Genomic DNA, 25,298 nt, shown 5'->3' with positions numbered 1-25,298 from the left:
GGGTTAACCCGTAACGGCAACCACGAACGCCCGCCCGCGTGATGTCCCGGGCGAGCGCCAGGCCGCTTAGGCGCGGCTGGCGAAAGCCGCGCAAGCACTGCTCCCGGCCTGGCGCCCGCCGCCGTCCTGCTTTACTGTTGACGCGCCGCGGCGACCTGCGCGGCCACTTCGGCGGCGAAATCGTCCTGCCGCTTTTCGATCCCTTCGCCGACGACGAAGAGCGCGAACCGCTGAACCGACGAGCCAGCCGCCTTCAGCATCTGCTCGACTGTCTGTTTGTCATTCTTCACGAACGTTTGGTTCAACAGCGACACTTCCTTCAGGTACTTCTGCACGCTGCCTTCGACCATCTTCGCGACGATTTCGGCCGGCTTGCCCGATTCGGCCGCCTTCTGCTCGGCGATGCTGCGCTCCTTGGCAATGAGCTCGGCCGGAACGTCGTCGGCCGACACCGAGACCGGCTTCATCGCGGCCACGTGCATCGCGACGTCCTTGCCGACCTGCTCTTCCGCGCCCGTGTACTCGACGATCACGCCGATACGCGTGCCGTGCAGGTAGGTCGCCAGCTTGTTCGCGGTCTCGTAGCGCACGAAACGACGGATCGACAGGTTTTCGCCGATCTTGCCGACGAGCGCCAGGCGCACGGCGTCGACGGGCTGGCCGTCGAGCGTCAGCGCCGACAGCGCCGCGACGTCGGCCGGGTTTTGCTGGACCACGAGCTCGGCCACTTGCTTGGCGAACGCGTTGAAATCGTCGTTCTTCGCCACGAAGTCCGTTTCGCAGTTGAGCTCGACGAGCGCGCCCTTGCCGCCGCTCACGAACGCAGCGATGACGCCTTCCGCCGTCACGCGCGAAGCGGCCTTGCTCGCCTTGTTGCCGAGCTTCACGCGCAGCAGCTCTTCGGCACGCCCCATGTCGCCGTCCGCTTCGGTCAGCGCCTTCTTGCATTCCATCATCGGCGCGTCGGTTTTCGCGCGCAGTTCTGCCACCATGCTTGCGGTAATTGCCGCCATCATTCGCTCCTTGAGACTTGTCTCGTAACTTAAAAAAAGGGGGCCTTTGAGAAGCCCCCTTTTTTGCCGGCTGAGGGATTGCGTTACGCTTCCCCGTTGACCTCGACGAACTCGTCGCCGTCGCCGCGCACGGCTTGCACGACTTCATTCACCGCGTTCGCACGGCCTTCGAGGATCGCATCGGCCACGCCTTGCGCGTAAAGCGCCACGGCCTTGCTTGCATCGTCGTTGCCCGGGATCACGTAGTCGACGCCCTCGGGGGAGTGGTTCGTATCGACAACGGCAATCACCGGCACGCCGAGCTTGTTTGCTTCGGTCACGGCGATCTTGTGATAGCCGACGTCGACCACGAAGATCGCGTCCGGAATCCCGCCCATGTCCTTCACACCGCCGATCGACTTCTGCAGCTTGGCGATTTCGCGTTCGAACAGCAACGCTTCCTTCTTGCTCATGCGCTCGAGCTCACCCGCCTCGACCGCGGTTTCCATGTCCTTCAGACGCTTGATGGACTGCTTGAGCGTCTTGAAGTTGGTCAGCATGCCGCCGAGCCAGCGCTGGTTCACGTACGGCATGCCGGCGCGCGCCGCCTCTTCCGCGATCGTGTCGCGCGACTGACGCTTCGTGCCGACGAAGAGGATCGTGCCGCGATTCGCCGCCAGCTGACGCACGTACTTCAGTGCGTCGTTGTACATCGGCAGCGTCTTTTCGAGGTTGATGATGTGAATCTTGTTGCGATGGCCGAAAATGAACGGGGCCATCTTGGGGTTCCAGAAGCGCGTCTGGTGTCCGAAATGGACGCCGGCTTCCAGCATCTGACGCATGGTGACTGCCATGAAATTCTCCACGAGGGTTGGGACTTAAGCCGGCTGCCGCACCGGTCGCGCTCGCGCGCTGCCTCCCGCATCGGGAAAGCCCGCCCGCTCGCAGCGGACTACGCGCTCGTCGCAACCGGCACCCTTGGATGCCCCGGCTTGCGAATCAGCCGCCGACAGAATGTCCCGACTCCATCCAATCCATTCAAATCCGAATTGAATCGGGTCGAACTTCCACTCGACGACTAGCCCGAGAGTATAGCACGCCCGCCCGAGGTGCCTCAAGGCCCGAGGTGCCTCAAGGCCAGACTGGGAGTGCCAACCTTGCCGTCACCGTACTCGAAACCGGTGCGGCGAAGGCGCGCGGCCGGGCATAGGCCCTGCCAGCGGCCGAATATGGTGCGATAATCGCCGAATCCACGTTTCAGGCACGAATCCATGGCCATTACGATCAAAAACGAACACGACATCGCCAAAATGCGCGTCGCGTGCCGGCTTGCGAGCGAAGTGCTCGATTACATCACGCCGCACGTCAAGCCAGGGGTGACGACGGGCGAGCTCGACCGCCTCTGCCACAACTACATGCTCGACGTGCAAGGCACGGTCCCCGCGCCGCTCAACTATCAGCCGCCCGGTTATCCGCCCTACCCGAAGGCCACGTGCATTTCCGTCAACGACGTGATTTGCCACGGCATTCCGGGCGACAAGATCATCAAGAACGGCGATGCGCTCAACATCGACATCACCGTGATCAAGGACGGCTATTTCGGCGACACGAGCCGAATGTTCATCGCCGGCGAAGGCTCGATCCTCGCGAAGCGGCTCGTGCAGGTCACCTACGAGTGCATGTGGCTCGGCATCGAGCAGGTGCGCCCGGGCGCGCACCTCGGCGACATCGGCCACGCGATCCAGCGGCACGCCGAGGCGAGCGGCTACAGCGTCGTGCGCGAGTACTGCGGACACGGGATCGGCACTGTGTTCCACGAGGATCCGCAGATCCTCCATTACGGCCGCCCGGGCGCCGGCCTGGAGCTGCAGCCGGGCATGATTTTCACGATCGAGCCGATGATCAATGCCGGACGCCGCGAGATCCGTACGATGCCCGATCAGTGGACCGTCAAGACGCGCGACCGCAGCCTCTCGGCACAGTGGGAGCATACGGTGCTCGTCACCGATTCCGGTTTCGACGTGCTGACCGTCTCGGCGGGAACGCCCGAGCGGCCGCGCTTGCCCGTCGCCGCATGAGCGGGGAGATGAGCGTCGCCGCCGCCCTGCCCGATCCCCTTTCGCTGAAAGCCGATTATCGGGTCGCCAAAACCGCGTTGCTCGAGCGCTTCAAGACCGCGAGCAACGTCGACACGGCGATGCGCGCGCTCGCGCGCGCAACCGACGACGCCTTGCGGCGCGCCTGGGTCGGCTGCGAGATGCCCGCCTCGCTCGCGCTCGTCGCCGTCGGCGGCTATGGGCGCGGCGAGCTCGCTCCGTTCTCCGACATCGACATCCTGGTGTTGCTGCCCGAATCGCCCGAGCCCGCGCTCGAGGCGCGCATCGAGCGGTTCATCGGCCTCGCCTGGGATCTCGGGCTCGAGATCGGCAGCAGCGTGCGCACGGTCGGCGAATGCCTCGAGGAGGCGGAGCGCGACATCACGGTGCGCACCTCGCTCATCGAAGCGCGGCGCATCGTCGGCAGCACGACGCTCTTTCAGCGTTTCGCGTTGCGCCTGAACGAAACGCTCGATGCGCGCGCGTTCTTCCAGGCGAAAGTCCTCGAGATGCGCCAGCGTCACGCGAAATTTCAGGACTCGCCGTACAGCCTCGAGCCGAACGTCAAGGAAAGCCCCGGCGGGCTGCGCGATTTGCAGCTGATCCTCTGGATCACCCGCGCGGCGGGATTCGGCAGCAGCTGGCGCGAGCTCGACGAGCGCGGGCTCATCACGGCGCGCGAAGCGCGCGAGCTGCGCCGCAACGAGGCGTTCCTGAAGGCATTGCGCGCGCGCCTGCACCTGATCGCGGGGCGGCGCCAGGACATGCTCGTCTTCGATCTGCAGACGGCGGCGGCCGAAAGCTTCGGCTACAAGGCGACAGCGGCGCGCCGTGCGAGCGAGCAGCTCATGCGCCGCTACTACTGGGCGGCCAAGGCGGTGACGCAGCTCGCCACGATCCTGATCCAGAACATCGAGGCCCAGCTCTTTCCGCGCACGAGCGGCGTGACGCGCGTGCTGTCCGAGCGTTTCGTCGAAAAGCAGGGCATGATCGAAATCGTCAGCGACGACGTTTTCGAGCGCACGCCCACGGCCATCCTCGAGGCGTTCCTGCTCTACGAGGCCACGCCGGGCACGAAAGGCCTGTCGGCGCGCACGCTGCGCGCGCTCTACAACGTGCGCGACGCGATGGATGCCCCTTGGCGCAAGAACCCCGAGAACCGGCGCCTTTTCATGGAGATCCTCAAGCAGCCGCATGGCATCACGCATGCGCTGCGGCTCATGAATCAGACGAGCGTGCTCGGGCGCTATCTGCTGAATTTCCGGCGCATCGTCGGGCAAATGCAGCACGACCTCTATCATGTCTACACGGTCGATCAGCACATCCTGATGGTGCTGCGCAATCTGCGCCGCTTCGCGCTCGCGGAGCATGCGCACGAGTATCCGTTCTGCAGCCAGCTCATGGCGAACTTCGAGCGCCAATGGGTGCTCTATGTCGCGGCGCTCTTTCACGACATCGCGAAAGGCCGCGGCGGCGATCATTCGACGCTCGGCATGGCCGACGCGCGCCGCTTTTGCCGCGAGCACGGCATTACGGGCGACGACGCGGCGCTCGTCGTCTGGCTCGTTCAGCATCATTTGACGATGAGCCAGGTCGCGCAAAAGCAGGACACGAGCGATCCGGCGGTCATCAAGCAGTTTGCCGAGCTCGTCGGCAGCGAGCGGCGCCTGACGGCGCTCTACCTGCTCACCGTGGCCGACATTCGCGGCACGAGCCCGAAAGTCTGGAACACCTGGAAGGGCAAGCTGCTCGAGGATCTCTATCGCACGACGCTCGCCGTGCTCGGGGGCGCGCATCCGGACCAGCATTCGGAGCTCAAGATGCGCCAGGAGGAAGCGATCGCGCTGTTGCGCCTCGAGACCGTGCCTGAAAACGCGCACCGCGCACTGTGGGATCAGCTCGACGTCGGCTACTTCCTGCGGCACGATGCCGCCGACATCGCCTGGCAGACGCGCGTGCTCTACCGCCATGTTGCGGCGGACGCGCCGATCGTCCGCGCGCGGCCCTCGCCGATCGGCGAGGCGTTGCAAGTGCTGGTCTATACGCGCGATCGGCCCGATCTCTTCGCCGGCATTTGCGCCTATTTCGACCGCAACGGCCTCTCGGTGCTCGACGCGCGCGTGAACACGACGCGTCACGGCTATGCGCTCGATAATTTCATCGTCGCCCATACCGAAGAGGACGTGCAGTACCGTAACATCGCCAATCTCGTCGAGCAGCAGCTCGCGGCGTGGCTCGGCTCCGAGGCCCCGCTGCCGGAACCGTCGAAGGGCCGCCTCTCGCGGCTCTCGCGAACGTTTCCGATCACCCCTCGCGTCGACCTGCGAGCCGACGAGCGCGGGCAGTACTACATCCTGTCGATTTCGGCGAACGACCGCCTCGGTCTGCTCTACGCCATCTCGCGTGTGCTCGCGGAGCATCGCGTCGGGGTGCATGCGGCGCGCATCAACACGCTCGGCGAGCGCGTCGAAGACGTGTTCCTGCTAGACGGTCGAGGGCTTTCCGACAATCGGCTGCAGATTCAGGTCGAAACGGAGCTGCTGCGCGCGATCGCCCTTTGAGCCGTAAGCCCGGGCGGCTTCTCAGCCGTCGATAATCGGGCTTCCGCTGTTATTGCATCTTTTTCGAGAATTTATGCGCGTCAAGTTGACAGCCAAGCATCCGCGACCGGCCGCGCCGGATCGCGCGCCTGTCCGTGCCGGCAGCCCATCCGCACGAAAACCGGTTCGCGCCGCCGCCCCCGCCAAGCCGGCGGGAGCGGTGGCGTCCGGAGTCCGACAGGACCGCTCGCCGGCCAAGGCGCCGGGCGCCGCGCCGAAGCCGAAGCCGAGCAATAGCGCTCGCCCCGATCGCGCACCGGCCACGAAGGCGCCGCGTGCGACCGATTCGGCAAAACAACCCGCGAAGGCGAAACCGGCCGGCCGCAAAGTGGCGCCGGCCGCGCGCCGGAGCGAAGCCGAGGCTGGAAACGGCGCACGGAAGACCGGCAGTCCAGTCAAGCGCTCGGGCGACGGGTTCGCTGCCCGATCGGCGCCCACCGAACGCCGGGACCGCGACGAGCGCAGACCGCAGGCGGTCAAACGCGTGAGCGGCGAGCGAGCCGCGCGATCGACGCAGCCAGAAGGTCGGGAACGCGAAGCGCGCAAGCCGCTACCCGCCAAGCGCTCGATTGGCGAGCGGGCCGTACGGTCGACGCTGACCGATCGCAGGGAAGGCGGAGAGCGCAGGCCGCAATCGGCCACACGCGCGAGCGGCGAGCGGGCCGCGCGCGCAACGCACACAGAACGTGGGGAACGCGAGCAGCGCCGGCCTCAACCCGTCAAACGCGCCAGCGGCGAGCACGCCGCGCGCGCAACGCACTCCGAACGTGGGGAACGTGGCGAACGCGAGCAGCGCCGGCCTCAATCGGTTAAACCCGCTAGCGGCGAGCGAGCCGCGCGACGCTCCACGCACGCTGAACGCACGGAACACGAGCAGCACGACGGCGACACGTCCGGCACCCTGCGCCTATCGAAGCGGATGTCCGAACTCGGCCTTTGCTCGCGGCGCGAGGCCGACGAGTGGATCGAGAACGGCTGGGTGAGCGTCGATGGCGTCCGCGTCGATACGCTCGGCGCGCGCGTGCGTCCCGACCAGCGTATCGAAGTCAGCGCCGATGCGCGCGCGGTGCAGGCGCGCCAGGTGACGGTCCTGCTGCACAAGCCTGTCGGCTACGTTTCGGGCCAGGCCGAAGACGGCTACGAACCCGCGGTCACGCTCGTCACCGCGGCGAATCGCTGGGATGGCGATCGCTCGCCGCTGCGGTTTTCGGCAAGTCACCTGCGCGGCCTGGCGCCGGCGGGCCGGCTCGACATCGATTCGACAGGGCTCCTCGTACTGACGCAGGATGGCCGTATCGCCAAGCTGCTCATCGGCGAGCATTCGAGCGTGGAAAAGGAGTATCTCGTGCGCGTCGCCTATGGCGAGCGCACGGCCGACGTCGCGCAGCACTTTCCGGCGGACAAGCTCGCGCTGTTGCGGTACGGCCTCTCGCTCGACGGCAGCCAGCTCAAGCCGGCCAAAGTCAGCTGGCAAAACGCAGAGCAGCTGCGCTTCGTGCTTCGCGAAGGCAAAAAGCGGCAGATCCGCCGCATGTGCGAACTGGTCGGCCTGCAGGTGGTGGGATTGAAGCGCGTGCGGATGGGCAGTGTGACGCTCGGCGCCCTGCCGCCGGGGAAATGGCGCTATCTGCTGCCGAACGAGGCGTTTTGATCGGGGCACCGCCGGCGCTCGAGCGTACTCGGCGCTCGGCGGCCACCGTCACCCGCGTGCTCCAAGCCAGGCGCAAGCAGGCGCTGCTGCATCATATGCGATGCCGCGGCCACGGCCGCCTGGCACCCGCGCTGTAGATCAATCGTCGCTGTTCGGGTCGAGGCCGGGAAACAGCACCTCGGTAAAGCCGAACTTCGAGAAATCCGTAATCCGCATCGGATAAAGCTTGCCGATCAGGTGATCGCACTCGTGCTGCACGACGCGCGCGTGAAATCCTTCCGCCACGCGATCGATCGGCTGACCGTGCTGATCGAAGCCGTGATAGCGGATCATCGAAAACCGGCTGACGACGCCGCGCATCCCAGGCACCGACAAGCACCCTTCCCAACCCTCTTCCATGTCCTGCGAGACAGGTGTCACGGTTGGATTGATGAGGACCGTCTCCGGCACCGCCGGTGCCTCCGGGTACCGTTCGTTGTGCCCGAAGCCGAAGATGACCACCTGAAGATCGACGCCGATCTGCGGCGCCGCAAGCCCCGCGCCGTTTACCGCGTGCATCGTCTCGAACATGTCGGCGATGAGCTCGTGCAGCTCCGGCGTATCGAAATGGTCGACGGGTTGGGCGATGCGCAAAAGGCGCTCATCGCCCATCTTGAGGATTTCTCGGATCATGAATTGTCGCCCTCCAGGAGCTTGCGCATACCGTCTTCGTCGAGTACAGGGATGCCGAGTTCCTCGGCCTTCGCCAGCTTACTGCCGGCCTCTGTGCCCGCGACCACGTAATCGGTCTTTTTCGATACCGAGCCGGCCACCTTCGCGCCGGCCGCCTCGAGCATTTCCTTGGCCTCTTCGCGCGATAGCGATGGCAACGTGCCGGTCAGCACGACCGTCTTGCCGGCCAGCACACCCTGCGGCGCCCGCGGCGCGGGTGGCCCCTCGGGCCACGTCACCTTACCCGGCGCACGCAATTGCTCGATCACCGTGCGGTTGTGTTCCTCGGCAAAGAACTGATGTATCGCCTCGGCGACGACTGGCCCGACGTCCTTGACTTCGAGCAGTTCGTCGAGCGACGCATTCATCAGCGGATCGAGCGAGCCGAAATGGCGAGCGAGGTCCTTGGCGGTCGATTCGCCGACATGGCGGATGCCGAGCGCGTAAATGAAGCGCGCGAGCGTCGTCTTCTTCGCCTTTTCGAGTGAATCAAGCAGATTTTGCGCCGACTTCTCCGCGAACCGGTCGAGTTCCGCCAATGTCGAGAAACCGAGATTGAACAGATCCGCCGGCGTGCGCACGAGGTTCTGCTCGACGAGCTGATCGATGATTTTCTCGCCGAGCCCATCGATATCGAGCGCGCGCCGCTGCGCGAAGTGCCAGAGCGCCTGCTTGCGCTGCGCCGGGCAAAAAAGCCCGCCCGTGCAGCGCGCGACGGCCTCGTCGGGCAGCCGCTCGATGCGCGAGCCGCAAACGGGGCAGTTCGTCGGCATGACGAATTCGCGCGCATTCTCGGGCCGGCGCTCGAGCACGACCGATACGAGCTCCGGAATCACGTCGCCCGCGCGCCGCACGATCACCGTGTCGCCGATCCGCGCGTCCTTGCGGCGCACTTCGTCCTCGTTGTGCAACGTGGCATTGGTGACCGTCACGCCGCCGACGAACACGGGACTGAGCCGCGCCACCGGTGTGATCGCCCCGGTGCGGCCGACATTCACATAGATATCGACGAGCTCCGTCATCGCTTCCTCGGCGGGAAACTTGTGCGCAAGCGCGAAGCGTGGCGCGCGCGAGACGAAGCCGAGCTTGTCCTGCTCGTCGCGCCGATTGACCTTGTACACCACGCCGTCGATGTCGTACGGGAGCGACTTGCGCTTTTCGCCGATGCGCCGGAAGAAATCGAGCAGCCCTTGCGCGCCTTTGACGACGGCCTGTTCCGCGCAAACGGGAAGGCCCAGCTCGCCATACCACTCGAGCAGCCCGCTATGCGTATCGGGCATCTCGACACCTTCGAGCTCGCCGATTCCATATGAAAAAAACGACAGCGGCCGCTGCGCCGTCATTCTCGGATCGAGCTGGCGCAGACTGCCGGCCGCGGCGTTGCGCGGATTAGCGAACTCGCGCTGCCCGGCTTCGCGCTGACGCTCGTTCATCCGCTCGAAGTCGCGTCTGAACATCAGCACTTCACCGCGCACTTCGACCACGCGCGGCACGTTTGCGCCTTTCAGCTTCAACGGGATCGCGCGGATCGTTCGAACGTTTTGCGTCACGTCCTCGCCCGTTGCGCCATCGCCGCGCGTCGCGGCCCGCACGAGGCGGCCGTCCTCGTAGCGCAGCGCGATCGCGAGGCCGTCGAACTTGAGTTCACACGCATATTCGATCGGCGCGTGCCCGAGCGCCTCGGCGCTGCGGCGGTCGAATGCGATGATGTCTTCGTCGGAGAAGCCATTGTTGAGCGAGAGCATCGGCACGGCGTGCACGACGGGCAAAAAACCGCTCGCAGCCTGGCCGCCGACGCGCTGCGTCGGCGATTCAGGCGTGATCAGATCGGGATGCTCGCTTTCGATGCGCTGCAGCTCGAGGAACATCCGATCGTATTCGGCATCGGGAATCTCCGGCTGATCGAGCACGTAATACGCATGGTTCGCGCGTTCGATCTCGGCGCGCAGCCACGCTGCGCGCTCGGCCGGCTTGTCTGCGGGCGGTTCAACGGTGTTCAGGGCCATGCTGTCGGCGTTCGACTTCGCTTTTCAGGTGATCCCGCATTATGGCAGGCAAGCCCGGGCTTGCGTTCACCGGGGCAGGATCACTGGCTGAATAGCCGACGCGTTGCCGCCGAGCCCGCCGGAATGCCGGCCTCCTCGAGCTTCGCATAGAGCGTCATGAGCTGCTTCTCGATCGCGAGCAAGGCCGCTTCGGGCAGCGGCCGCCGCTGATCGTCGACGACGCGTCCCCCGATGCGCTCGGCGAGCGACTTGGCGTAATCGCACATGAGCCTGAACGGCAAGATGTCTTCGTCGGCGACGGGCACGTCGAGAATCAGCGTGATCGTCTGCCCGCCCTTGTAGGTGAGGTCGTCGCGCAGAAAGTTCGTATCGCCGAACTGCAGCATGAAGACGGGGCTTTGCTTGGCATCGAGCTTCACGAAGCGCGTGCCGTCGCGCGAGAGCAGCAGGCCGTCTTGAGAAGCGACGGCCTGCACGTAGTTCGCCGACCATGGCGCGCCGTCGGAAAGCACGTTGATCGAGAGCTGCGCATCGCACTGCGCCGAGAATGCGTCGAGCTCGCGCGCCATCGAGACCGTCTCGAGCATGTCGGGAAACTCCGGCCCGCCGTCTACCGCGTCGGCAAACTGCTGCACGCCCGAGACGAATTCGGAAAACTCGAGCTCGTTCAGGGCGCCCGATCGATTCGCGAGCTGCACGGCCGCCCGCAGCTCTTCGTAGCGATGCCCGCTTTGCAGCAGCTCCCAGCCGGCCCCGCCTTCGGGCTTGCCTTCGATATAGACGGGCTTGCTGCCCGCGCGCCGCAGCCTTTGCGCAAACGGCATCGCCTTGTCGCCGGCAATGGGACCGCCGAGGCGAATCGGCACCACGCAGTCGATGCGCCGATCGACGACGTGCGGCGGCGCGGCCGAGATCGTCGTCGCGGCCGGAGCGATCGGCTCCTCGGGCTTCGCGGCGCCACTCTCGTCGATCGAGGGCTCCGCTTCGTCCGGATAGCCGTTCGGTATCGTGCTTTCTGCCTGGATGTCGGCCGGGGTGTCAAGCGGCGCGGCGGCGCCGAAGCTCGGCTCGACGCGCCCGCCCGTCCCTTGGCGCGGGGCCTCCCCCACGTCCGGCTCGCGCCGCGCGGTCGGACGCGCCGGCTCGATGAACGGCCGCTCTTCCTCGTGATCGTGGCGCGTATGCGGATCGACGGTATCGGGCGGCATCGGTCTCGGCATCCGGCGACGGACCTTCGCCGCGGCCCAAGCGTTGTACACGACCACTCCCCCTACCACCACGGCACCCGCGCCGATCAATCCGAGTGTCAACTCGTCCATGCACGCTCCATCAAGCATTCTTCTGTGGGCCGCCGGCTGGGGCCGGCGCATCGCGCCAATGCGCGCCGCCTCGGCGGACCGTTCAATGTCAAGCCGTATTCTGGGCGAAACCCGCGGCCGTTTCCATGTCGACGGCAACGATACGCGAGACGCCTTGCTCCTGCATCGTCACGCCGATAAGCTGCTGCGCCATTTCCATTGCGATCTTGTTGTGCGAGATGAAGAGGAACTGTGTTTTGTCCGACATCGCCCGAACGAGGTTCGCGAAGCGCTCGGTGTTGGCGTCGTCGAGCGGGGCGTCGACCTCGTCGAGCAGACAGAATGGCGCCGGATTCAACTGGAACATCGCGAAGACGAGCGCGGTCGCGGTCAGCGCTTTTTCGCCGCCCGAAAGCAAATGAATCGTGGAGTTCTTTTTGCCGGGCGGCTGCGCCATTACCTGCACGCCCGCATCGAGAATTTCATCGCCCGTCATGATCAGCTTCGCCTGGCCGCCGCCAAAAAGGCGCGGGAACAGCTCGCCGAAATGCCGGTTGACCTCGTCGAACGTACCCTGCAGCAATGTGCGCGTTTCCTGATCGATCTTGCGAATCGCGTCCTCGAGCGTCTCGATGGCGCGCGTGAGATCGGCCGATTGCGCATCGAGGAACGTCTTGCGCTCGCTCGCCGCGGCCAGCTCCTCGAGCGCCGCCATGTTGACGGGGCCGAGTGCGTTGATCGCATTGTTGATGCGTGTCACTTCGCCCTGCAGGTAGGACGGCTTCATGTCCGGCGTCAGCTTTTGCTGCAATTGCGCCTCGTCGACACCGGCCTCGCTCAACTGCTCGACGAACTGCTCCCCGGAGATTCGCGCGGCCTGCTCCTTCAATTGCAGTTCGGTGATCCGGTCGCGCAGCGGCTGCAGCGAGCGCTCGGCCGTGAGCCGCAGCTCGTCCGCCTGGCGCAGCTTCGCCGTCAGGTCGTCGAGCTCCATGCGTGCCGCGCCGAGCGCGGCTTCCTTCGCCGCGCGAACCTCGAGCGCATCTTGCAGGCCCGTGTGCGCGGTCTGCTCGTTGATCGTCTCCAACTCGGCTCGCGCATCGTCGAGGGAGGCGGCAACGCGCTCGCTCTGATCGTGCGCGACCTCGATGTTCCGCTTCAGCTCCTCGATCCGCGTCGCCACGTTGCGCGCGGCGAAGCGCGCATCGGTCGCCGCGCGCTCGAGATCGCGCGCGTGCGTGCGCGCCGCGCCGAGCTCCTCGTCGAGCGCCTCGAACGACAGCTGATTTTCCTCGAAGCGCGCCTGCAGTTCGGCGAGCTCGCCGTCGTGGCGCTCGAAATTGCCCTCCGATTCCGCTCGCTGCGCACGCTGCTCCTCGATCTGCGCCTTGATTTCCTCGAGCTCCTCGCGAATCTGCGTGCTGCGCTGCGTGTAGCGCTCGTGGGCTTGCGCGAGCTTCAGCACCTCCAACTGCAGCGCATGGACGCGCTGTGTCGCGCGCTCGGCTTGCGCACGCTCATCGGCGAGCGATTGCGAAGCCTGCGTATAGGCGGCCTCGGCGCGGATCGCCGCGGTCTTCGCCTCGTCGGCCAAGAGCGTCTGCGCGCGAAGCTGGCGCGTGAGATTCTCGATTTCCTGCTGGCGCGCGAGCATGCCGGCCTGCTCCGAATCGGCCGCATAGAGCTGCACGCCGACGCGCGTGACGATATGCCCCGCCTTGACGACGAGCGCGGCGCCCTCGGGCAGCTGCGAGCGCATCGCGAGCGCTTGCGGCAGATCGTCGGCGATATAGACCGTGCCGAGCCAATCCGAGAGTACGGCGCGCAAGCCCGCATCGTCGATGCGTACGAGCGAGAGCAGCGTCGCCAGCCCGGCCGGCGTTTCGCGCGGGGTCGCCGCCGACGGCGGCGCGTAGAAAGCCAGCTTGGCGGGCGGCGCATCGCTTGCGAACGCCTTCACCCAGTCGAGGTTCGAGATCTCGAGCGCGGCCAACCGCTCGCGCAGGACCGACTCGAGCGCCGTTTCCCAGCCCGCCTCGATATGAAGCTTCTTCCATAGCCGGGGCAGGCTGCCGAGCTCGTGCTTGTCGAGCCAAGGCTGGATCTTGCCCTCGGTCTGCACATTCTCCTGGAGCTGCTTGAGCGCGACGAGACGCGCCTCGAGCTGGTGAATCTGGGCGCCCTCGGACTGCACGCGCTCGTGGGCCGCGCGACGCTCGGCGTCGTGCACCGGCAGCGCCTCCTGGGCGTCGGCAAGCCGCGCTTGAGCCTCGCGCAGAATCTCTTCGTGCTCCGCGAGCTGGATTCGCTGCTCCTCGAGCTGCGCTTCGTCGGGAGCGTCGAGGCCGCTCGCCTCCGTCTGAAGGCGCTCCTGGCGCTGCTGCAGCTGCTGCAGCTGCTGATCGGCATTGCGCTGGTGCGCGGCCTCGAGCTTGAGCGCCTGCTCCGTCTGCGCGATCGCGGCGCGCTCGTCGTTCAGTTGCGCCTGCGCATCGCGCCAGCGCGCCTCGAGCGCCGGCAGCGCGTCGTGCCTGGCGGCCGCCTCTTCTTCGGCGATCGCGGCTTTCTCTTCCGCGATGGCAAGCTGCGCCTCGGTATCCTCGAGATCGCCGCGCGCCTTTTCGGCCTGCATCTGCCACTGCTCGCGCTGCGCCGTCAGCGCGGCGATCTGCGCCTGGACGCGGTTGCGCGATTCAATGATGAACTTGATCTCGGCCTCGAGCCGGCTCACTTCGGCGTTGGCCTCGTAGAGCGCGCCTTGCGCGCCCTGCATCGCATCGCTCGCCGCGTAGTGCGCGACACGCAGCGTTTCGAGCTCCGCCTCGACCTCGCGCAGCTTGGCCGTCTGCGCTTCGAGATCGATCTGCGCCTCGGAGATCGCACGCTGCTGGCGGGCCTGCTCGGCGGCCGCCTCGTTCTTGCGCAGCAGCCAGAGCAGGCGCTGCTTCTCCTCGCCCTCGGCCTGCAGCGCCTTGAACTTCGTCGCCACCACGGCCTGCGCTTCGAGCTTCTCGAGATTCGTGCCGAGCTCGCGCACGATATCCTCGACGCGCGTCAGATTCTCGCGCGTGTCGTGCAGGCGGTTCTCCGTTTCGCGCCGGCGTTCCTTGTACTTCGACACGCCGGCGGCCTCTTCGAGAAACACGCGCAGCTCTTCGGGCTTCGCCTCGATGATGCGCGCGATCATGCCCTGGCCGATGATGGCGTAGGCGCGCGGCCCGAGGCCCGTCCCGAGGAAGATGTCCTGAATGTCGCGCCGGCGCGCCGGCAGATTGTTGATGTAGTAGCTCGAGGTGCCGTCTCGCGTCAGCACGCGCTTGACCGCGATCTCGGCGTACTGGCCCCATTGGCCCGCCGCGCGGCCGTCCGAGTTGTCGAACACGAGCTCGACGCTCGCCCGGCTGCCGGGCTTGCGCGCCGTCGATCCGTTGAAGATCACGTCTTGCATCGATTCGCCGCGCAGCTCGGACGCGCGCGATTCGCCGAGCACCCAGCGGACGGCATCGATGATGTTCGACTTACCGCAGCCGTTGGGCCCGACGACCCCGACCAGCTGGCCGGGTACCTGAAAATGCGTGGGATCGACGAAGGACTTGAAGCCAGCGAGTTTGATCGAGGTGAGACGCACGGCGATTTCGCTGTTTTTGAATAAGATCGGCAATCATACCATCGGGTCCGGCGCCGTCGAGTCGCCCCGCGGGGCTATAATTGCCCGCTTCCGACGATTCGTGATTTTTTGGCGCGCCCAGCGCCGGCACCCGTGCGTTTCGACGCGCCGGCCGGCATCGCGCATCCCGTTCCGCACCGCCGAGCTCAACGTGAACGCACTGAACCCTCGCCTCGATCTGCTTCAGCCCTATCCGTTCGAAAAGCTGCGCGCGCTGCTGAAAGAGGCGACGCCGCCCGCCACCTTGCCGCACATCAGTTTCGGCATCGGCGAGCCGAAGCATGCCACGCCGACGCTGATCCGCGAGGCGATCGTCGCTTCGCTCGACGCGCTCTCGAGCTACCCGGCCACCGCCGGCTCGAGCGCGCTGCGCGAGGCCATCGCGCGCTGGACGACGAACCGCTACGGTTTGCCCGCGCTCGATCCGGCCACCGACGTGCTGCCGGTCTCGGGCTCGCGCGAAGCGCTTTTCGCGCTCGCGCAGACCGTCGTCGACGGGACGCGCGAAGGCGCTGTCGTGCTCTGCCCGAACCCGTTCTATCAGATCTACGAGGGCGCGGCACTTCTTGCCGGTGCTCAGCCCTACTTCGCGAACAGCGACCCCGCGCGCAACTTCGCCTGCGATTACGGCGCCGTGCCCGACGACGTCTGGGCGCGCACGCAGCTCCTCTACGTCTGCTCGCCGGGCAACCCGACGGGGGCCGTGCTGACGCTCGACGACTGGCGCGAACTCTTCGCGCTCTCGGACCGCCACGGATTCGTGATCGCATCGGACGAATGCTATTCGGAGATTTATTTCGACGAGGCGACGCCGCCGCTCGGCGGCCTCGAGGCGGCCCACCGGCTCGGCCGCGGCTTCGAGCGGCTCGTCATGCTCTCGAGCCTGTCGAAGCGCTCGAACGTGCCCGGCATGCGCTCCGGCTTCGTGGCCGGCGATGCCGCGCTGCTGAAGAAGTTCCTGCTCTACCGCACGTATCATGGCGCTGCGCTCTCGACGGTCTACCAGGCGGCCAGCATTGCGGCATGGAACGACGAAACGCACGTACGCGAGAACCGCGCGAAGTACGTTCAGAAATTTTCGACTGTCACGCCGATGCTGTCGGACGTGCTCGACGTGAGGATGCCCGACGCGGCGTTCTACCTCTGGGCCAATGTAGCGCGCACGGGCCTCTCGGATACCGAGTTCGCCCGGGGTCTCTACGCCGACTATAATGTGACCGTTTTGCCGGGCTCGTATCTTGCACGATCCGCTCACGGCACGAACCCGGGCCGCGATTTCGTCCGCATTGCGCTCGTCGCCGATGTGAGCGAATGCGTCGAAGGCGCACGCCGCATCGTCGATTTCTGCCGCGCGCTGTGACTCTCGCGCCAGCACGCGCGCGGCGCGCACGCGTCGCGCTCGAGTTCGATCCACCGATATCCAATCCGCCAGACCACGAACATGTCGCAACAACTACAGCAGATCATCGATAACGCCTGGGAAAACCGCGCCGAGCTCTCGCCCAAGGCGGCGCCGGCCGAGGTGCGCGACGCGGTCGAGCACGCGCTCGAGCAGCTCGACAAAGGCGCCCTGCGCGTCGCCGAGAAGAAGGACGGCCAATGGGTCGTCAATCAATGGCTGAAAAAGGCCGTGCTGCTGTCGTTCCGTCTCGAGGACAACGTGCCGCTGCCTGCGGGCGGCTACTCGCAGTTCTACGACAAAGTCCCGTCCAAATTCGCGAACTACACCGCCGAGGACTTCGCGGCCGGCGGCTTCCGCGTCGTCCCGCCCGCCATCGCGCGGCGCGGCTCGTTCATCGCGAGGAACGTCGTGCTGATGCCGTCGTATACGAACATCGGCGCCTACGTCGACGAGGGCACGATGGTCGATACGTGGGCGACAGTCGGCTCGTGCGCGCAGATCGGCAAGAACGTTCACCTCTCGGGCGGCGTCGGCATCGGCGGCGTGCTCGAGCCGCTGCAAGCGAATCCCGTCATCATCGAGGACAACTGCTTCATCGGCGCGCGCTCGGAGGTCGTCGAGGGCGTCATCGTCGGCGAGAACTCCGTCATTTCGATGGGCGTCTACCTCGGCCAGAGCACGAAGATCTACGATCGCGAAACCGGTCAAGTCAGCTACGGCTACGTGCCGCCGGGCTCGGTCGTGGTGGCCGGCAACCTGCCGTCCAAGGACGGCACGCACAGCCTCTATTGCGCCGTGATCGTCAAGAAAGTCGATGCGAAGACGCGCGCGAAAGTCGGCCTCAACGAGTTGTTGCGAGGCGACTGATGGCGGCGAAAGGACGAACGATCGTCTACGGCATTCCGAACTGCGACACCGTCAAGAAGGCCCGTACGTGGCTCGAAGCGCGCGGGGTCCCATTCGAGTTCCACGATTTCAAGAAAGCGGGCCTCAGCGCTTCGCTCGTGAAGTCGTGGCTTGCCGACGTGTCGATCGAGTCGCTGCTGAACCGCCGCGGCACCACGTGGCGCGGCCTGCCCGACGAAGCGAAGGCCGCCGCCGAGACCGTCGACGGCGCGATCGCGCTCATGATCGAGAAGCCGTCGATCGTCAAGCGGCCCGTGGTTGTCGTCGACGGACGCGTCAAGTCGCTCGGATTCTCCGCGGACGAATACGCATCGCTCTTCGGCTGAGCGATCGGCGCGGCGGTCTCGCGCCCGCCCGCCGCCCGCGGGCGGCCCGGCCAACTTTTATCGAAACGGGTTCGCATTCATGTCCGGCACCCTTGCCCTCACCGAAGAACTGATCGCGCGCGCCTCCGTGACGCCCGACGATCAGCATTGCCAACAGCTTCTGATCGAGCGGCTCGAAGCGATCGGCTTCGAGTGCGAGACGATCGCCTCGCACGGCGTCACGAATCTCTGGGCGGTCAAGCGCGGCGCCGACGGGACGAACGGCAAGCTGCTCGCGTTCGCGGGCCATACCGACGTCGTGCCGACGGGGCCGCTCGAGCAATGGAAATCGCCGCCCTTCACGCCTACGCGACGCGACGGCAAGCTCTACGGACGCGGAGCCGCCGACATGAAAGCGTCGATCGCGGGCTTCGTCGTCGCGAGCGAGGAATTCGTCGCCGCGCATCCCGGCCATCGCGGCTCGATTGCCTTCCTCATCACGAGCGACGAGGAAGGCCCCGCCACGGACGGCACCGTCAAGGTCGTCGAGGCGCTGCACGCGCGCGGTGAAAGGCTCGACTACTGCATTGTCGGGGAGCCGACCTCGGACGCGACGCTCGGCGACATCGTCAAGAACGGCCGCCGCGGCTCCATGTCGGGCAAGCTTACCGTCAAGGGATTGCAAGGCCATATCGCCTACCCGCATCTGGCGAAGAACCCGATTCATCTGCTCGCGCCGGCCCTGGCCGAGCTCGTCGACGAACATTGGGATGCCGGCAACGAGTACTTTCCGCCGACGACGTGGCAGGTCTCGAATCTGCACAGCGGAACGGGCGCGTCCAACGTCATTCCGGGTCGCGCCGAACTGATCTTCAACTTCCGGTTCTCGACGGCGAGCACCGTCGAGGGCTTGCAGCGACGCGTGCATGCGATCCTCGACAAGCACGGCCTCGACTATGAGCTCGAATGGACCGTGAGCGGCCTGCCGTTTCTTACCCCGCGCGGCGAGCTCTCGGACGCGCTCTCGCGCGCGATCGGCGAAGAGACCGGCGTCACCGCGGCGCTTTCGACGACGGGCGGGACATCCGACGGCCGTTTCATCGCGCGCATATGCCGGCAAGTCGTCGAGTTCGGGCCGCCGAACGGCAGCATCCACAAGATCGACGAGCATATCGAGCTCGCCTTCGTCGAGCCGCTGAAGAACATTTACCGGCGCGTGCTCGAAGCGCTGATTGCATAGCGCCGAGCGCGCAATCGAGGAGCCGCTGATGACGACGCCCATGACCCCGTTCACCACCGTGCGCGATTTGCTGCGCTACGCCGTGTCGCGTTTTACCGCCGCGCAGCTTGCCTTCGGCCACGGCACGGCGAATGCCTATGACGAAGCCGCCTATTTGATCCTGCACACGCTGCATCTGCCGCTCGATACGCTCGATCCGTTTCTCGACGCGCGGCTCTTGGACACTGAAATCGCGGACGTGCTGAAGGTGATAGAGCGGCGCGCGACGGAGCGAGTGCCGGCGGCCTACCTCACGAACGAGGCATGGATGCACGGGCGGCGCTTTTATGTCGACGAGCGCGTGATCGTGCCGCGCTCGTTCATCGGCGAGCTGCTCGAGGACGGGCTGCAGCCGTACGTTGCCGATCCCGACGAAGTCGCCGCCGTGCTCGAGCTGTGCACGGGTTCGGGGTGCCTCGCGATCCTGGCCGCCGAGGCATTTCCGAATGCCGACGTCGATGCGGTCGATGTTTCCCCGCAGGCAATCGAAGTGGCGCGTATCAACGTCGCCGACTACGGGCTCGACGACCGCGTCGCCCTTTTCCAGGGCGATCTGTTCGCCCCGCTGCCGGAGCGGCGCTACAACGTCATTCTCGCGAATCCGCCCTACGTGAACCGTTCGTCGATGGAGACATTGCCGGCCGAATATCGGCACGAGCCCGAGCTCGCGCTTGCCGGCGGCGAGGACGGCATGGACGTCGTTCGCCGGATCGTGGCGGCGGCACGCTCATGGCTCGAGGACGACGGCGTGCTCGTCGTCGAGATCGGGAACGAGCGCCATAACGTCGAGGCAGCGTTCGGCGGGCTCGATCTCGTCTGGCTGCCGACGAGCGCGGGCGAAGACAGCGTGTTTCTGATCCAGGCGAGCGACCTGCCCGAGCTCTGATCGACCGCCCTGCGGCGCTCGGGCGTCCTTTCCGTCGCGCGCATGCGGAAGATCCGCCCCTCATTGGACGGCGTTCGGTAAGATGCGAACCGGCGGCGCTTCGAGCGTCGCCGGGTAGACCGAACCGGCAGTCTCGCGTACGCATGCAATTCGAATTCAACTGGCTCTCGCTTGGCACGCTCATCTTCGTCTCGCATACGCTTGGCGTCATCGCGGCCATCCATGCCATTCTCAATACGCGCACTTCGCAAGGCGCCGTCGCGTGGGCCGTCTCGCTCGTCGCGATGCCCTACTTTACGCTGATCCCCTATCTCTTTCTCGGCCGCAGCAAGTTCGCCGGCTATGTCGACGCGCGCCGCCTCGAAAACGAATTGCTGCGCACGCGCGCGCATCCGAGCGCCTGGGACACCCATGCGTCGTCCGCGGGCCGCCCCGCCGACGCGCTCGGCCACCATGTCGTGCGCGCGCTGACGGGGCTCTCCGGCATGCCGTTTTTGCCCGGCAACGCGGTGCGCACGCTCGTCAACGGCGATGCGACGTTCGGCGCGATCCTCGACGCGATCGAGAACGCGCGCCGTTACGTGCTCGTGCAGTTCTTCATCGTGCGCGACGATCCGCTCGGCGCGATGCTGAAGGATCTGCTGATCGCCAAAGCCCGCGAAGGAGTGCGCGTCTGCTTCCTTTACGACAGCATCGGCTCGTTCGATCTTCCGCAACGGTATGTGACCGAGCTGCTGGCCGGCGGCGTCGAAATCCATCCGTTCGCGACCAACCGGCGCTTCGTCAATCGATTCCAGCTCAACTTCCGCAACCACCGCAAGATCGTCGTCGTCGACGGCGAGCGCGCCTTCGTCGGCGGCCATAACATCGGCGTCGAGTACCTGGGCGGAAATCCACGGCTTTCGCCATGGCGCGACACGCACATCGACATGCGCGGTCCCGTCGTGGCGAGCGTGCAGTTCGTCTTTCTCGAGGACTGGCACTGGGCGACGCAGCGGCTGCCGCGGCTCGAGCCGTCGCAGGCCGAAGACCCGCAGCCGCAGCACGGTCACGACATGCACTGCCTCGTGGTCGCGCCGAGTCCGGCGGACAAAGGCGAGACGGGTTCGCTGTTCTTCGTCGAGGCGATTCACGCGGCACGCGAGCGCATCTGGATCACGACGCCCTACCTGATCCCGGATGAGGCCGTATTCGCGGCGCTGCGCCTTGCGGTCATGCGCGGCGTGGACGTGCGGATTCTGATTCCGAGCCGGCGCGATCACTATGTGGTTTTCGAGGCATCGAAGCTCTATGCGTACGACCTCGTTCGCGCCGGCGTGCGGATTTTTCGGTACCGCCCCGGCTTCCTGCATCAAAAGGTCGTACTGATCGATAAGGTGGCCGCGGCGGTCGGCAGCGCCAATCTCGACAATCGATCCTTCCGCCTCAACTTCGAGATCATGGTCTTGACGATCGATCATGAATTCGCCGCTGAAGTCGAAGCGATGCTGGCCGAGGACTTCACCCATGCCTATGAAGTCGATCGCAGCGAATATCGGGAAGCGCCGGCGCTAAGACGCGTGACCATGCACGTGGCGCGGCTTTTTTCGCCGATTTTGTAACCGACGTCGGCCGTGCTGTCGGCCAAAAACTCGAGGCCCACGCGCCGCGGGCCACTTGTATTAGCGCGAATTGACGTTGCAACGATTCGGAAAACCGGATTCCGCTGTCAGCGGCGCTTCGACCAGCGCTTTCAGAGCAGCGCCTCGATATCGGGTACCAGCGCTTCAGGCTTCACCTTCGGTCCGTAACGCCTGACAACGTTACCGTTTCGATCGACGAGAAACTTCGTGAAGTTCCATTTGATTGACTTCGTCCAAAGCAGGCCGCGAGCTTCCTTCGTCAGATAGCGATAAAGCGGGTGTGCGTTTGCCCCCTTTACGTCGACCTTCTCGAACATCGGAAAAGTGACGCCGAAGTTTTTTTCGCAAAAAGTCGCGATCTGCGCGGCATCGCCGGGTTCCTGCTTGCCGAACTGATTGCACGGGAAGCCCAGCAACTCGAGGCCACGCGCCGCGTACTTTTCATAGAGCTGCTGCAGCCCCGCGTACTGCGGCGTGAACCCGCACTCGCTCGCTGTGTTGACGATGACGAGCACCTTGCCGCGATAGCGATCGAGGCTGATCGTTTCGCCGCCGAGCGTACGTGCCGAAAATGTGTAGACCGGACCCATGCGCATCTCCTCCATGAATCGCGAAGTCTACGCGAAACGTAAGCGCGACAACGACCGGATTCCTCTCAAACGCATTCAATCGTGCTGAGCGACGCACCTTCGCCTCGGCACTGCATCGGCCCGCCGCCATGGCAAGGCGCCATCTGCCGCCGCATCTCCGGCGCGGGGCCGCCCGAGCCGTCTAAAATAGCGGTTTTCGCTCCAGCCGCCCCGTCCGCCGTGATCCGCTTCAGCCAGTTCAGTCTATCGCGCGGCGTCAAGCCGCTCTTCGACGCCACCACATTCACGCTGAACCCCGGCGAAAAGGCCGGGTTAGTCGGTGCAAACGGGGCCGGCAAGTCGACGCTCTTCGCCGTCTTGCGCGGCGAACTGCATCCCGACGCCGGCGATTTTTCACTGCCGCCCTCCTGGCGCATCGCCCATGTCGCACAGGAAACACCAGCCGTCGCGAAGACGGCGCTCGAGTACACGCTCGACGGCGATGCGGCCCTGCGCGAGATCGAGGCTCAGATGACCGCGGCCGAGGCCGAGCACGACGGCGAGGCGCTCGCCCACGCGCATGCGGCGTTCGCCGATGCCGACGGCTATACGGCACCCTCGCGCGCAGAAGCCTTGCTGCTCGGCCTCGGTTTCACACTCGCGCAAACGCGCGAGCCGGTCGCGAGCTTCTCGGGCGGCTGGCGTATGCGGCTCAACCTCGCGCAGGCCCTGATGTGCCGCTCCGACCTCCTGCTGCTCGACGAGCCTACGAACCACCTCGATCTCGACGCGATCGTCTGGCTTGAAGACTGGCTGCTCCGGTACGCTGGCACGCTCATCGTCATCTCGCACGACCGCGAGTTCCTCGATTCGATATGCAACGTCACGCTGCACCTCGAAAACCGGCAGGTGAAGCGCTACGGCGGCAACTACTCGCAGTTCGAAATCCTGCGCGCGCAGCAGCTCGCGTTGCAGCAAAGCGCCTACGAGAAGCAGCAGAAGACGATCGAGCATCTCGAGAGCTTCATCAATCGCTTCAAGGCGAAGGCGACGAAGGCCAAGCAGGCGCAAAGCCGGATGAAGGCGCTCGAGAAAATGGAGCGCATCGCGCCGGCACATGTCGCCTCGCCGCTCACGTTCGAGTTCCGCGAGCCCGATGCGGCGCCGAACCCGATGCTCGTCATGGAAGACGTTCGCTGCGGCTACCGCTCGGACGACGGCGGCGAGATCGCGATCCTCGACGGCATCTCGCTGTCGATACAGAACGGTCAGCGAATCGGCCTGCTCGGCGCGAACGGCCAAGGCAAGTCGACGCTCGTCAAAACGCTGGCCGATACGCTACCGCCGCTTGCGGGCTCGATGCGTCAAGGCCGCGGACTCGCGATCGGCTACTTCGCTCAACATCAGCTCGAAACGCTGCGGCCGGACGACTCGCCGCTCGCGCACCTCGCCCGCATCGCACCCGACGCGCGCGAGCAGGAGCTTCGCGACTATCTCGGCGGCTTCAATTTCCCCGGCGAGATGGCAAGCTCGCCGATCGCGCCGTTCTCAGGCGGTGAAAAAGCGCGGCTCGCGCTCGCGCTCATCATCTGGCAGAAGCCGAATCTGCTGCTGCTCGACGAGCCGACGAACCATCTCGATCTCGAAACGCGGCATGCGCTGACGATGGCGCTCGCGCAGTTCGAGGGCACGCTGATTCTGGTTTCGCACGATAGGCATCTGCTGCGCGCCTGCACGGATCAGTTCATGCTCGTCGCCAACCATCGGCTGCAACCGTTCGACGGCGATCTCGACGACTATCGCGACTGGCTGTTGCAGCACGCGGCGCAGGTGCGCGAGGCGGCACGGGCCGCGGGGACGGCCGACGCGGCAAAGACAGTAAGCATGGGCGCCGGAGCCGGCAACGGCGCGACGGAGGGCGCGGCCAACCGCAAAGACCTGCGGCGCCAGGAAGCCGAAGCTCGGCAAAAGCTTGCGCAGCTCAGAAAGCCGCTGCAAACGCGGATTGCCAAGATCGAGAAAGAAATGGAAGCATTGAACGCGGAAAAGGCGGCGCTGGATGCATTCGTCGCCGATCCCGCGAGCTACGAGCCCGCGACAAAAGCGAAGCTGACGGATACCATCAGACGGCAAGCGGACGTCCAGGCGCGACTCGAAACGCTCGAAGCCGCCTGGCTCGAAGCGCAGGAGGAACTCGAACAAATCGGTTAGGAGGTGTTCGTTGGCGACGCATAGTCCGCTGCGAGGTCTTCGCGTACTCGATCTCACCCGCCTGTTGCCGGGCCCGGTCGCCACGCTGCGGCTGGCCGAGCTCGGCGCCGACGTCCTCAAGATCGAGGAGCCCGGTGCCGGCGACGGCGCACGCGCCATGATGCAAAGTGCCGCTGACCGGGCCGCCGGCCGGCCGAGCGCGTTCTATCGGATCGTCAATCGCGGCAAGCGCGAGACGCGGCTCGACCTCAAGAGTGAAACGGGCCGCACGGTGCTGCGCGCGCTCGTGCGCGAATCGCATGTGCTCGTCGAGAGTTTTCGTCCGGGCGTGATGGCGCGTCTCGGGCTCGACTATGCGAGCCTCGCGCAGATCAATCCGAAGCTCGTCTACTGCGCGATCACGGGCTACGGCGCGCACGGACCGCTGGCGCATCGGCCCGGCCATGACATCAACTACCTCGGTTACGCGGGCGTGCTCGATCAGATCCGAGCAGCCGACGGCACCCTCGTCGTTCCCAATATCCAGATCGCCGATTTGCTCGGCGGCGCGGCCACGGCCGTCACGCAAATTCTCGCGGCGCTCTGGCAGGCCGCCCAGGGCGGCAATGGCGCCTTCCTCGACGTATCGATGACGCATGCGATTCGCGACAACAACGTCGTGGCGCGTGCGGCGCTGGAGACGAGGGATGCGGCCTCGGGCGCACAAGGCGCGGCCGATGCGCGCGCCGGCAGCCGCGGGCTCCTCGACGGCGGCGTGCCCTGCTACAACGTCTACCGCACGGCGGACCGCCGCTGGCTCGCGGTGGGCGCGCTCGAACTGAAGTTCTGGGAAAAGCTGTGCCGGGCGCTCGGCCGCGAAGACTGGGCAAGCCGCCACTGGAGTCTCGGGCAAGCCATCGGCGGCCCCGATGCGACCGCGCTCACTCGCGAGCTCGCCGCACGCATTGCCGTGCAACCGCTCGCAAGCTGGCTTGAGCTACTCGAGCCGCTCGATTGCTGCGTCTCGCCGGTCCTCACGGTCGAGGAGGCGCGCCGCCACCTGCTGTTCCGCAACGTCGCCCCGGCTTAATTACAAGCCGCGAGCCGCGAGCCGAAAG

At 65.9% G+C, this 25,298-nt stretch carries 18 protein-coding genes; 11 read left to right on the top strand and 7 right to left on the bottom strand.

Going from position 1 to position 25,298, the window contains the following annotated elements; translation table 11 throughout:
* Positions 1-131: 131 nt before the first annotated feature.
* Both tsf and rpsB read right to left on the bottom strand, forming a co-directional pair.
* A complete protein-coding gene (gene tsf, locus C9I57_RS16325; RefSeq protein WP_107151676.1) occupies positions 132-1,013 on the bottom strand; it encodes a translation elongation factor Ts in 882 nt (293 codons plus the stop codon).
* A gap of 83 nt (positions 1,014-1,096) precedes the next feature.
* Complete coding sequence (rpsB, locus tag C9I57_RS16320; RefSeq protein ID WP_018444198.1) at positions 1,097-1,846, bottom strand: 30S ribosomal protein S2; 750 nt, start codon at positions 1,844-1,846, stop codon at positions 1,097-1,099.
* A 417-nt stretch (positions 1,847-2,263) separates the two neighbouring features.
* On the opposite strand from rpsB, the gene map reads away from it, so the two are divergent.
* The 3 genes from map to C9I57_RS16305 all read left to right on the top strand — a co-directional run bounded on the left by map (position 2,264) and on the right by C9I57_RS16305 (position 7,339).
* Positions 2,264-3,070, top strand: a complete 807-nt coding sequence (gene map, locus C9I57_RS16315; protein WP_107151675.1) for a type I methionyl aminopeptidase — start codon at positions 2,264-2,266, stop codon at positions 3,068-3,070.
* Between the two features lie 8 nt (positions 3,071-3,078).
* On the top strand, positions 3,079-5,649 hold the full coding sequence (locus tag C9I57_RS16310) for a [protein-PII] uridylyltransferase (RefSeq protein ID WP_107151674.1): 2,571 nt from the start codon (positions 3,079-3,081) through the stop codon (positions 5,647-5,649).
* A 73-nt stretch (positions 5,650-5,722) separates the two neighbouring features.
* Complete coding sequence (locus C9I57_RS16305; protein ID WP_107151673.1) at positions 5,723-7,339, top strand: pseudouridine synthase; 1,617 nt, start codon at positions 5,723-5,725, stop codon at positions 7,337-7,339.
* A gap of 138 nt (positions 7,340-7,477) precedes the next feature.
* Here the strand turns inward: C9I57_RS16305 and def are convergent, their stop codons facing one another.
* The 4 genes from def to smc all read right to left on the bottom strand — a co-directional run bounded on the left by def (position 7,478) and on the right by smc (position 14,982).
* Positions 7,478-8,011, bottom strand: a complete 534-nt coding sequence (gene def, locus C9I57_RS16300; protein ID WP_026230327.1) for a peptide deformylase — start codon at positions 8,009-8,011, stop codon at positions 7,478-7,480.
* Entirely contained in the window at positions 8,008-10,056 is a 2,049-nt protein-coding gene (gene ligA / locus C9I57_RS16295) for an NAD-dependent DNA ligase LigA (protein ID WP_107151672.1), read from the bottom strand. Before ligA ends, def begins: the two co-directional genes overlap by 4 nt.
* A gap of 80 nt (positions 10,057-10,136) precedes the next feature.
* Positions 10,137-11,375 (bottom strand): cell division protein ZipA C-terminal FtsZ-binding domain-containing protein, encoded by a 1,239-nt coding sequence (locus C9I57_RS16290; protein ID WP_107151671.1) that lies wholly within the window; start codon positions 11,373-11,375, stop codon positions 10,137-10,139.
* An 88-nt stretch (positions 11,376-11,463) separates the two neighbouring features.
* Complete coding sequence (smc, locus tag C9I57_RS16285; protein WP_107151748.1) at positions 11,464-14,982, bottom strand: chromosome segregation protein SMC; 3,519 nt, start codon at positions 14,980-14,982, stop codon at positions 11,464-11,466.
* A 199-nt stretch (positions 14,983-15,181) separates the two neighbouring features.
* Here smc and dapC point away from each other — a divergent pair, with 199 nt between their 5' ends.
* The 6 genes from dapC to cls all read left to right on the top strand — a co-directional run bounded on the left by dapC (position 15,182) and on the right by cls (position 21,400).
* Positions 15,182-16,381, top strand: a complete 1,200-nt coding sequence (dapC, locus tag C9I57_RS16280; protein WP_107151747.1) for a succinyldiaminopimelate transaminase — start codon at positions 15,182-15,184, stop codon at positions 16,379-16,381.
* An 81-nt stretch (positions 16,382-16,462) separates the two neighbouring features.
* The gene (gene dapD, locus C9I57_RS16275; protein WP_107151670.1) at positions 16,463-17,290 is read left to right on the top strand and encodes a 2,3,4,5-tetrahydropyridine-2,6-dicarboxylate N-succinyltransferase; all 828 of its coding nucleotides are present in this window, start codon (positions 16,463-16,465) and stop codon (positions 17,288-17,290) included.
* Positions 17,290-17,655, top strand: a complete 366-nt coding sequence (locus C9I57_RS16270; protein ID WP_107151669.1) for an ArsC family reductase — start codon at positions 17,290-17,292, stop codon at positions 17,653-17,655. Before dapD ends, C9I57_RS16270 begins: the two co-directional genes overlap by 1 nt.
* Positions 17,656-17,734: 79 nt before the next feature.
* A complete protein-coding gene (dapE, locus tag C9I57_RS16265; protein ID WP_107151668.1) occupies positions 17,735-18,874 on the top strand; it encodes a succinyl-diaminopimelate desuccinylase in 1,140 nt (379 codons plus the stop codon).
* Between the two features lie 28 nt (positions 18,875-18,902).
* Positions 18,903-19,799 (top strand): 50S ribosomal protein L3 N(5)-glutamine methyltransferase, encoded by an 897-nt coding sequence (gene prmB / locus C9I57_RS16260; protein ID WP_440130213.1) that lies wholly within the window; start codon positions 18,903-18,905, stop codon positions 19,797-19,799.
* 143 nt (positions 19,800-19,942) lie between these two features.
* On the top strand, positions 19,943-21,400 hold the full coding sequence (cls, locus tag C9I57_RS16255; RefSeq protein WP_107151667.1) for a cardiolipin synthase: 1,458 nt from the start codon (positions 19,943-19,945) through the stop codon (positions 21,398-21,400).
* A 131-nt stretch (positions 21,401-21,531) separates the two neighbouring features.
* Here the strand turns inward: cls and C9I57_RS16250 are convergent, their stop codons facing one another.
* A complete protein-coding gene (locus tag C9I57_RS16250; RefSeq protein ID WP_107151666.1) occupies positions 21,532-22,011 on the bottom strand; it encodes a glutathione peroxidase in 480 nt (159 codons plus the stop codon).
* A 219-nt stretch (positions 22,012-22,230) separates the two neighbouring features.
* Here C9I57_RS16250 and C9I57_RS16245 point away from each other — a divergent pair, with 219 nt between their 5' ends.
* On the top strand, positions 22,231-24,201 hold the full coding sequence (locus C9I57_RS16245) for an ATP-binding cassette domain-containing protein (RefSeq protein WP_107151665.1): 1,971 nt from the start codon (positions 22,231-22,233) through the stop codon (positions 24,199-24,201).
* A 10-nt stretch (positions 24,202-24,211) separates the two neighbouring features.
* On the top strand, positions 24,212-25,270 hold the full coding sequence (locus tag C9I57_RS16240; protein WP_258187670.1) for a CaiB/BaiF CoA transferase family protein: 1,059 nt from the start codon (positions 24,212-24,214) through the stop codon (positions 25,268-25,270).
* Positions 25,271-25,298: the final 28 nt, after the last annotated feature.

The organism is Trinickia symbiotica (genome assembly GCF_003028655.1).
GTDB lineage: Bacteria > Pseudomonadota > Gammaproteobacteria > Burkholderiales > Burkholderiaceae > Trinickia > Trinickia symbiotica_A.
The sequence above is the reverse complement of the archived record's forward strand: the minus strand, read 5'-3'. Positions and strand labels throughout refer to the sequence as shown.

Coding starts and splice junctions, on each gene's coding strand:
- C9I57_RS16305 (WP_107151673.1), top strand. CDS start 5,723: ATGCGCGTCAAGTTGACAGCCAAGCATCCGCGACCGGCCGCGCCGGAT.
- dapD (WP_107151670.1), top strand. CDS start 16,463: ATGTCGCAACAACTACAGCAGATCATCGATAACGCCTGGGAAAACCGC.
- cls (WP_107151667.1), top strand. CDS start 19,943: ATGCAATTCGAATTCAACTGGCTCTCGCTTGGCACGCTCATCTTCGTC.
- dapE (WP_107151668.1), top strand. CDS start 17,735: ATGTCCGGCACCCTTGCCCTCACCGAAGAACTGATCGCGCGCGCCTCC.
- C9I57_RS16270 (WP_107151669.1), top strand. CDS start 17,290: ATGGCGGCGAAAGGACGAACGATCGTCTACGGCATTCCGAACTGCGAC.
- C9I57_RS16250 (WP_107151666.1), bottom strand. CDS start 22,011: ATGGGTCCGGTCTACACATTTTCGGCACGTACGCTCGGCGGCGAAACG.
- prmB (WP_440130213.1), top strand. CDS start 18,903: ATGACGACGCCCATGACCCCGTTCACCACCGTGCGCGATTTGCTGCGC.
- map (WP_107151675.1), top strand. CDS start 2,264: ATGGCCATTACGATCAAAAACGAACACGACATCGCCAAAATGCGCGTC.
- rpsB (WP_018444198.1), bottom strand. CDS start 1,846: ATGGCAGTCACCATGCGTCAGATGCTGGAAGCCGGCGTCCATTTCGGA.
- C9I57_RS16310 (WP_107151674.1), top strand. CDS start 3,079: ATGAGCGTCGCCGCCGCCCTGCCCGATCCCCTTTCGCTGAAAGCCGAT.
- def (WP_026230327.1), bottom strand. CDS start 8,011: ATGATCCGAGAAATCCTCAAGATGGGCGATGAGCGCCTTTTGCGCATC.
- ligA (WP_107151672.1), bottom strand. CDS start 10,056: ATGGCCCTGAACACCGTTGAACCGCCCGCAGACAAGCCGGCCGAGCGC.
- C9I57_RS16290 (WP_107151671.1), bottom strand. CDS start 11,375: ATGGACGAGTTGACACTCGGATTGATCGGCGCGGGTGCCGTGGTGGTA.
- tsf (WP_107151676.1), bottom strand. CDS start 1,013: ATGGCGGCAATTACCGCAAGCATGGTGGCAGAACTGCGCGCGAAAACC.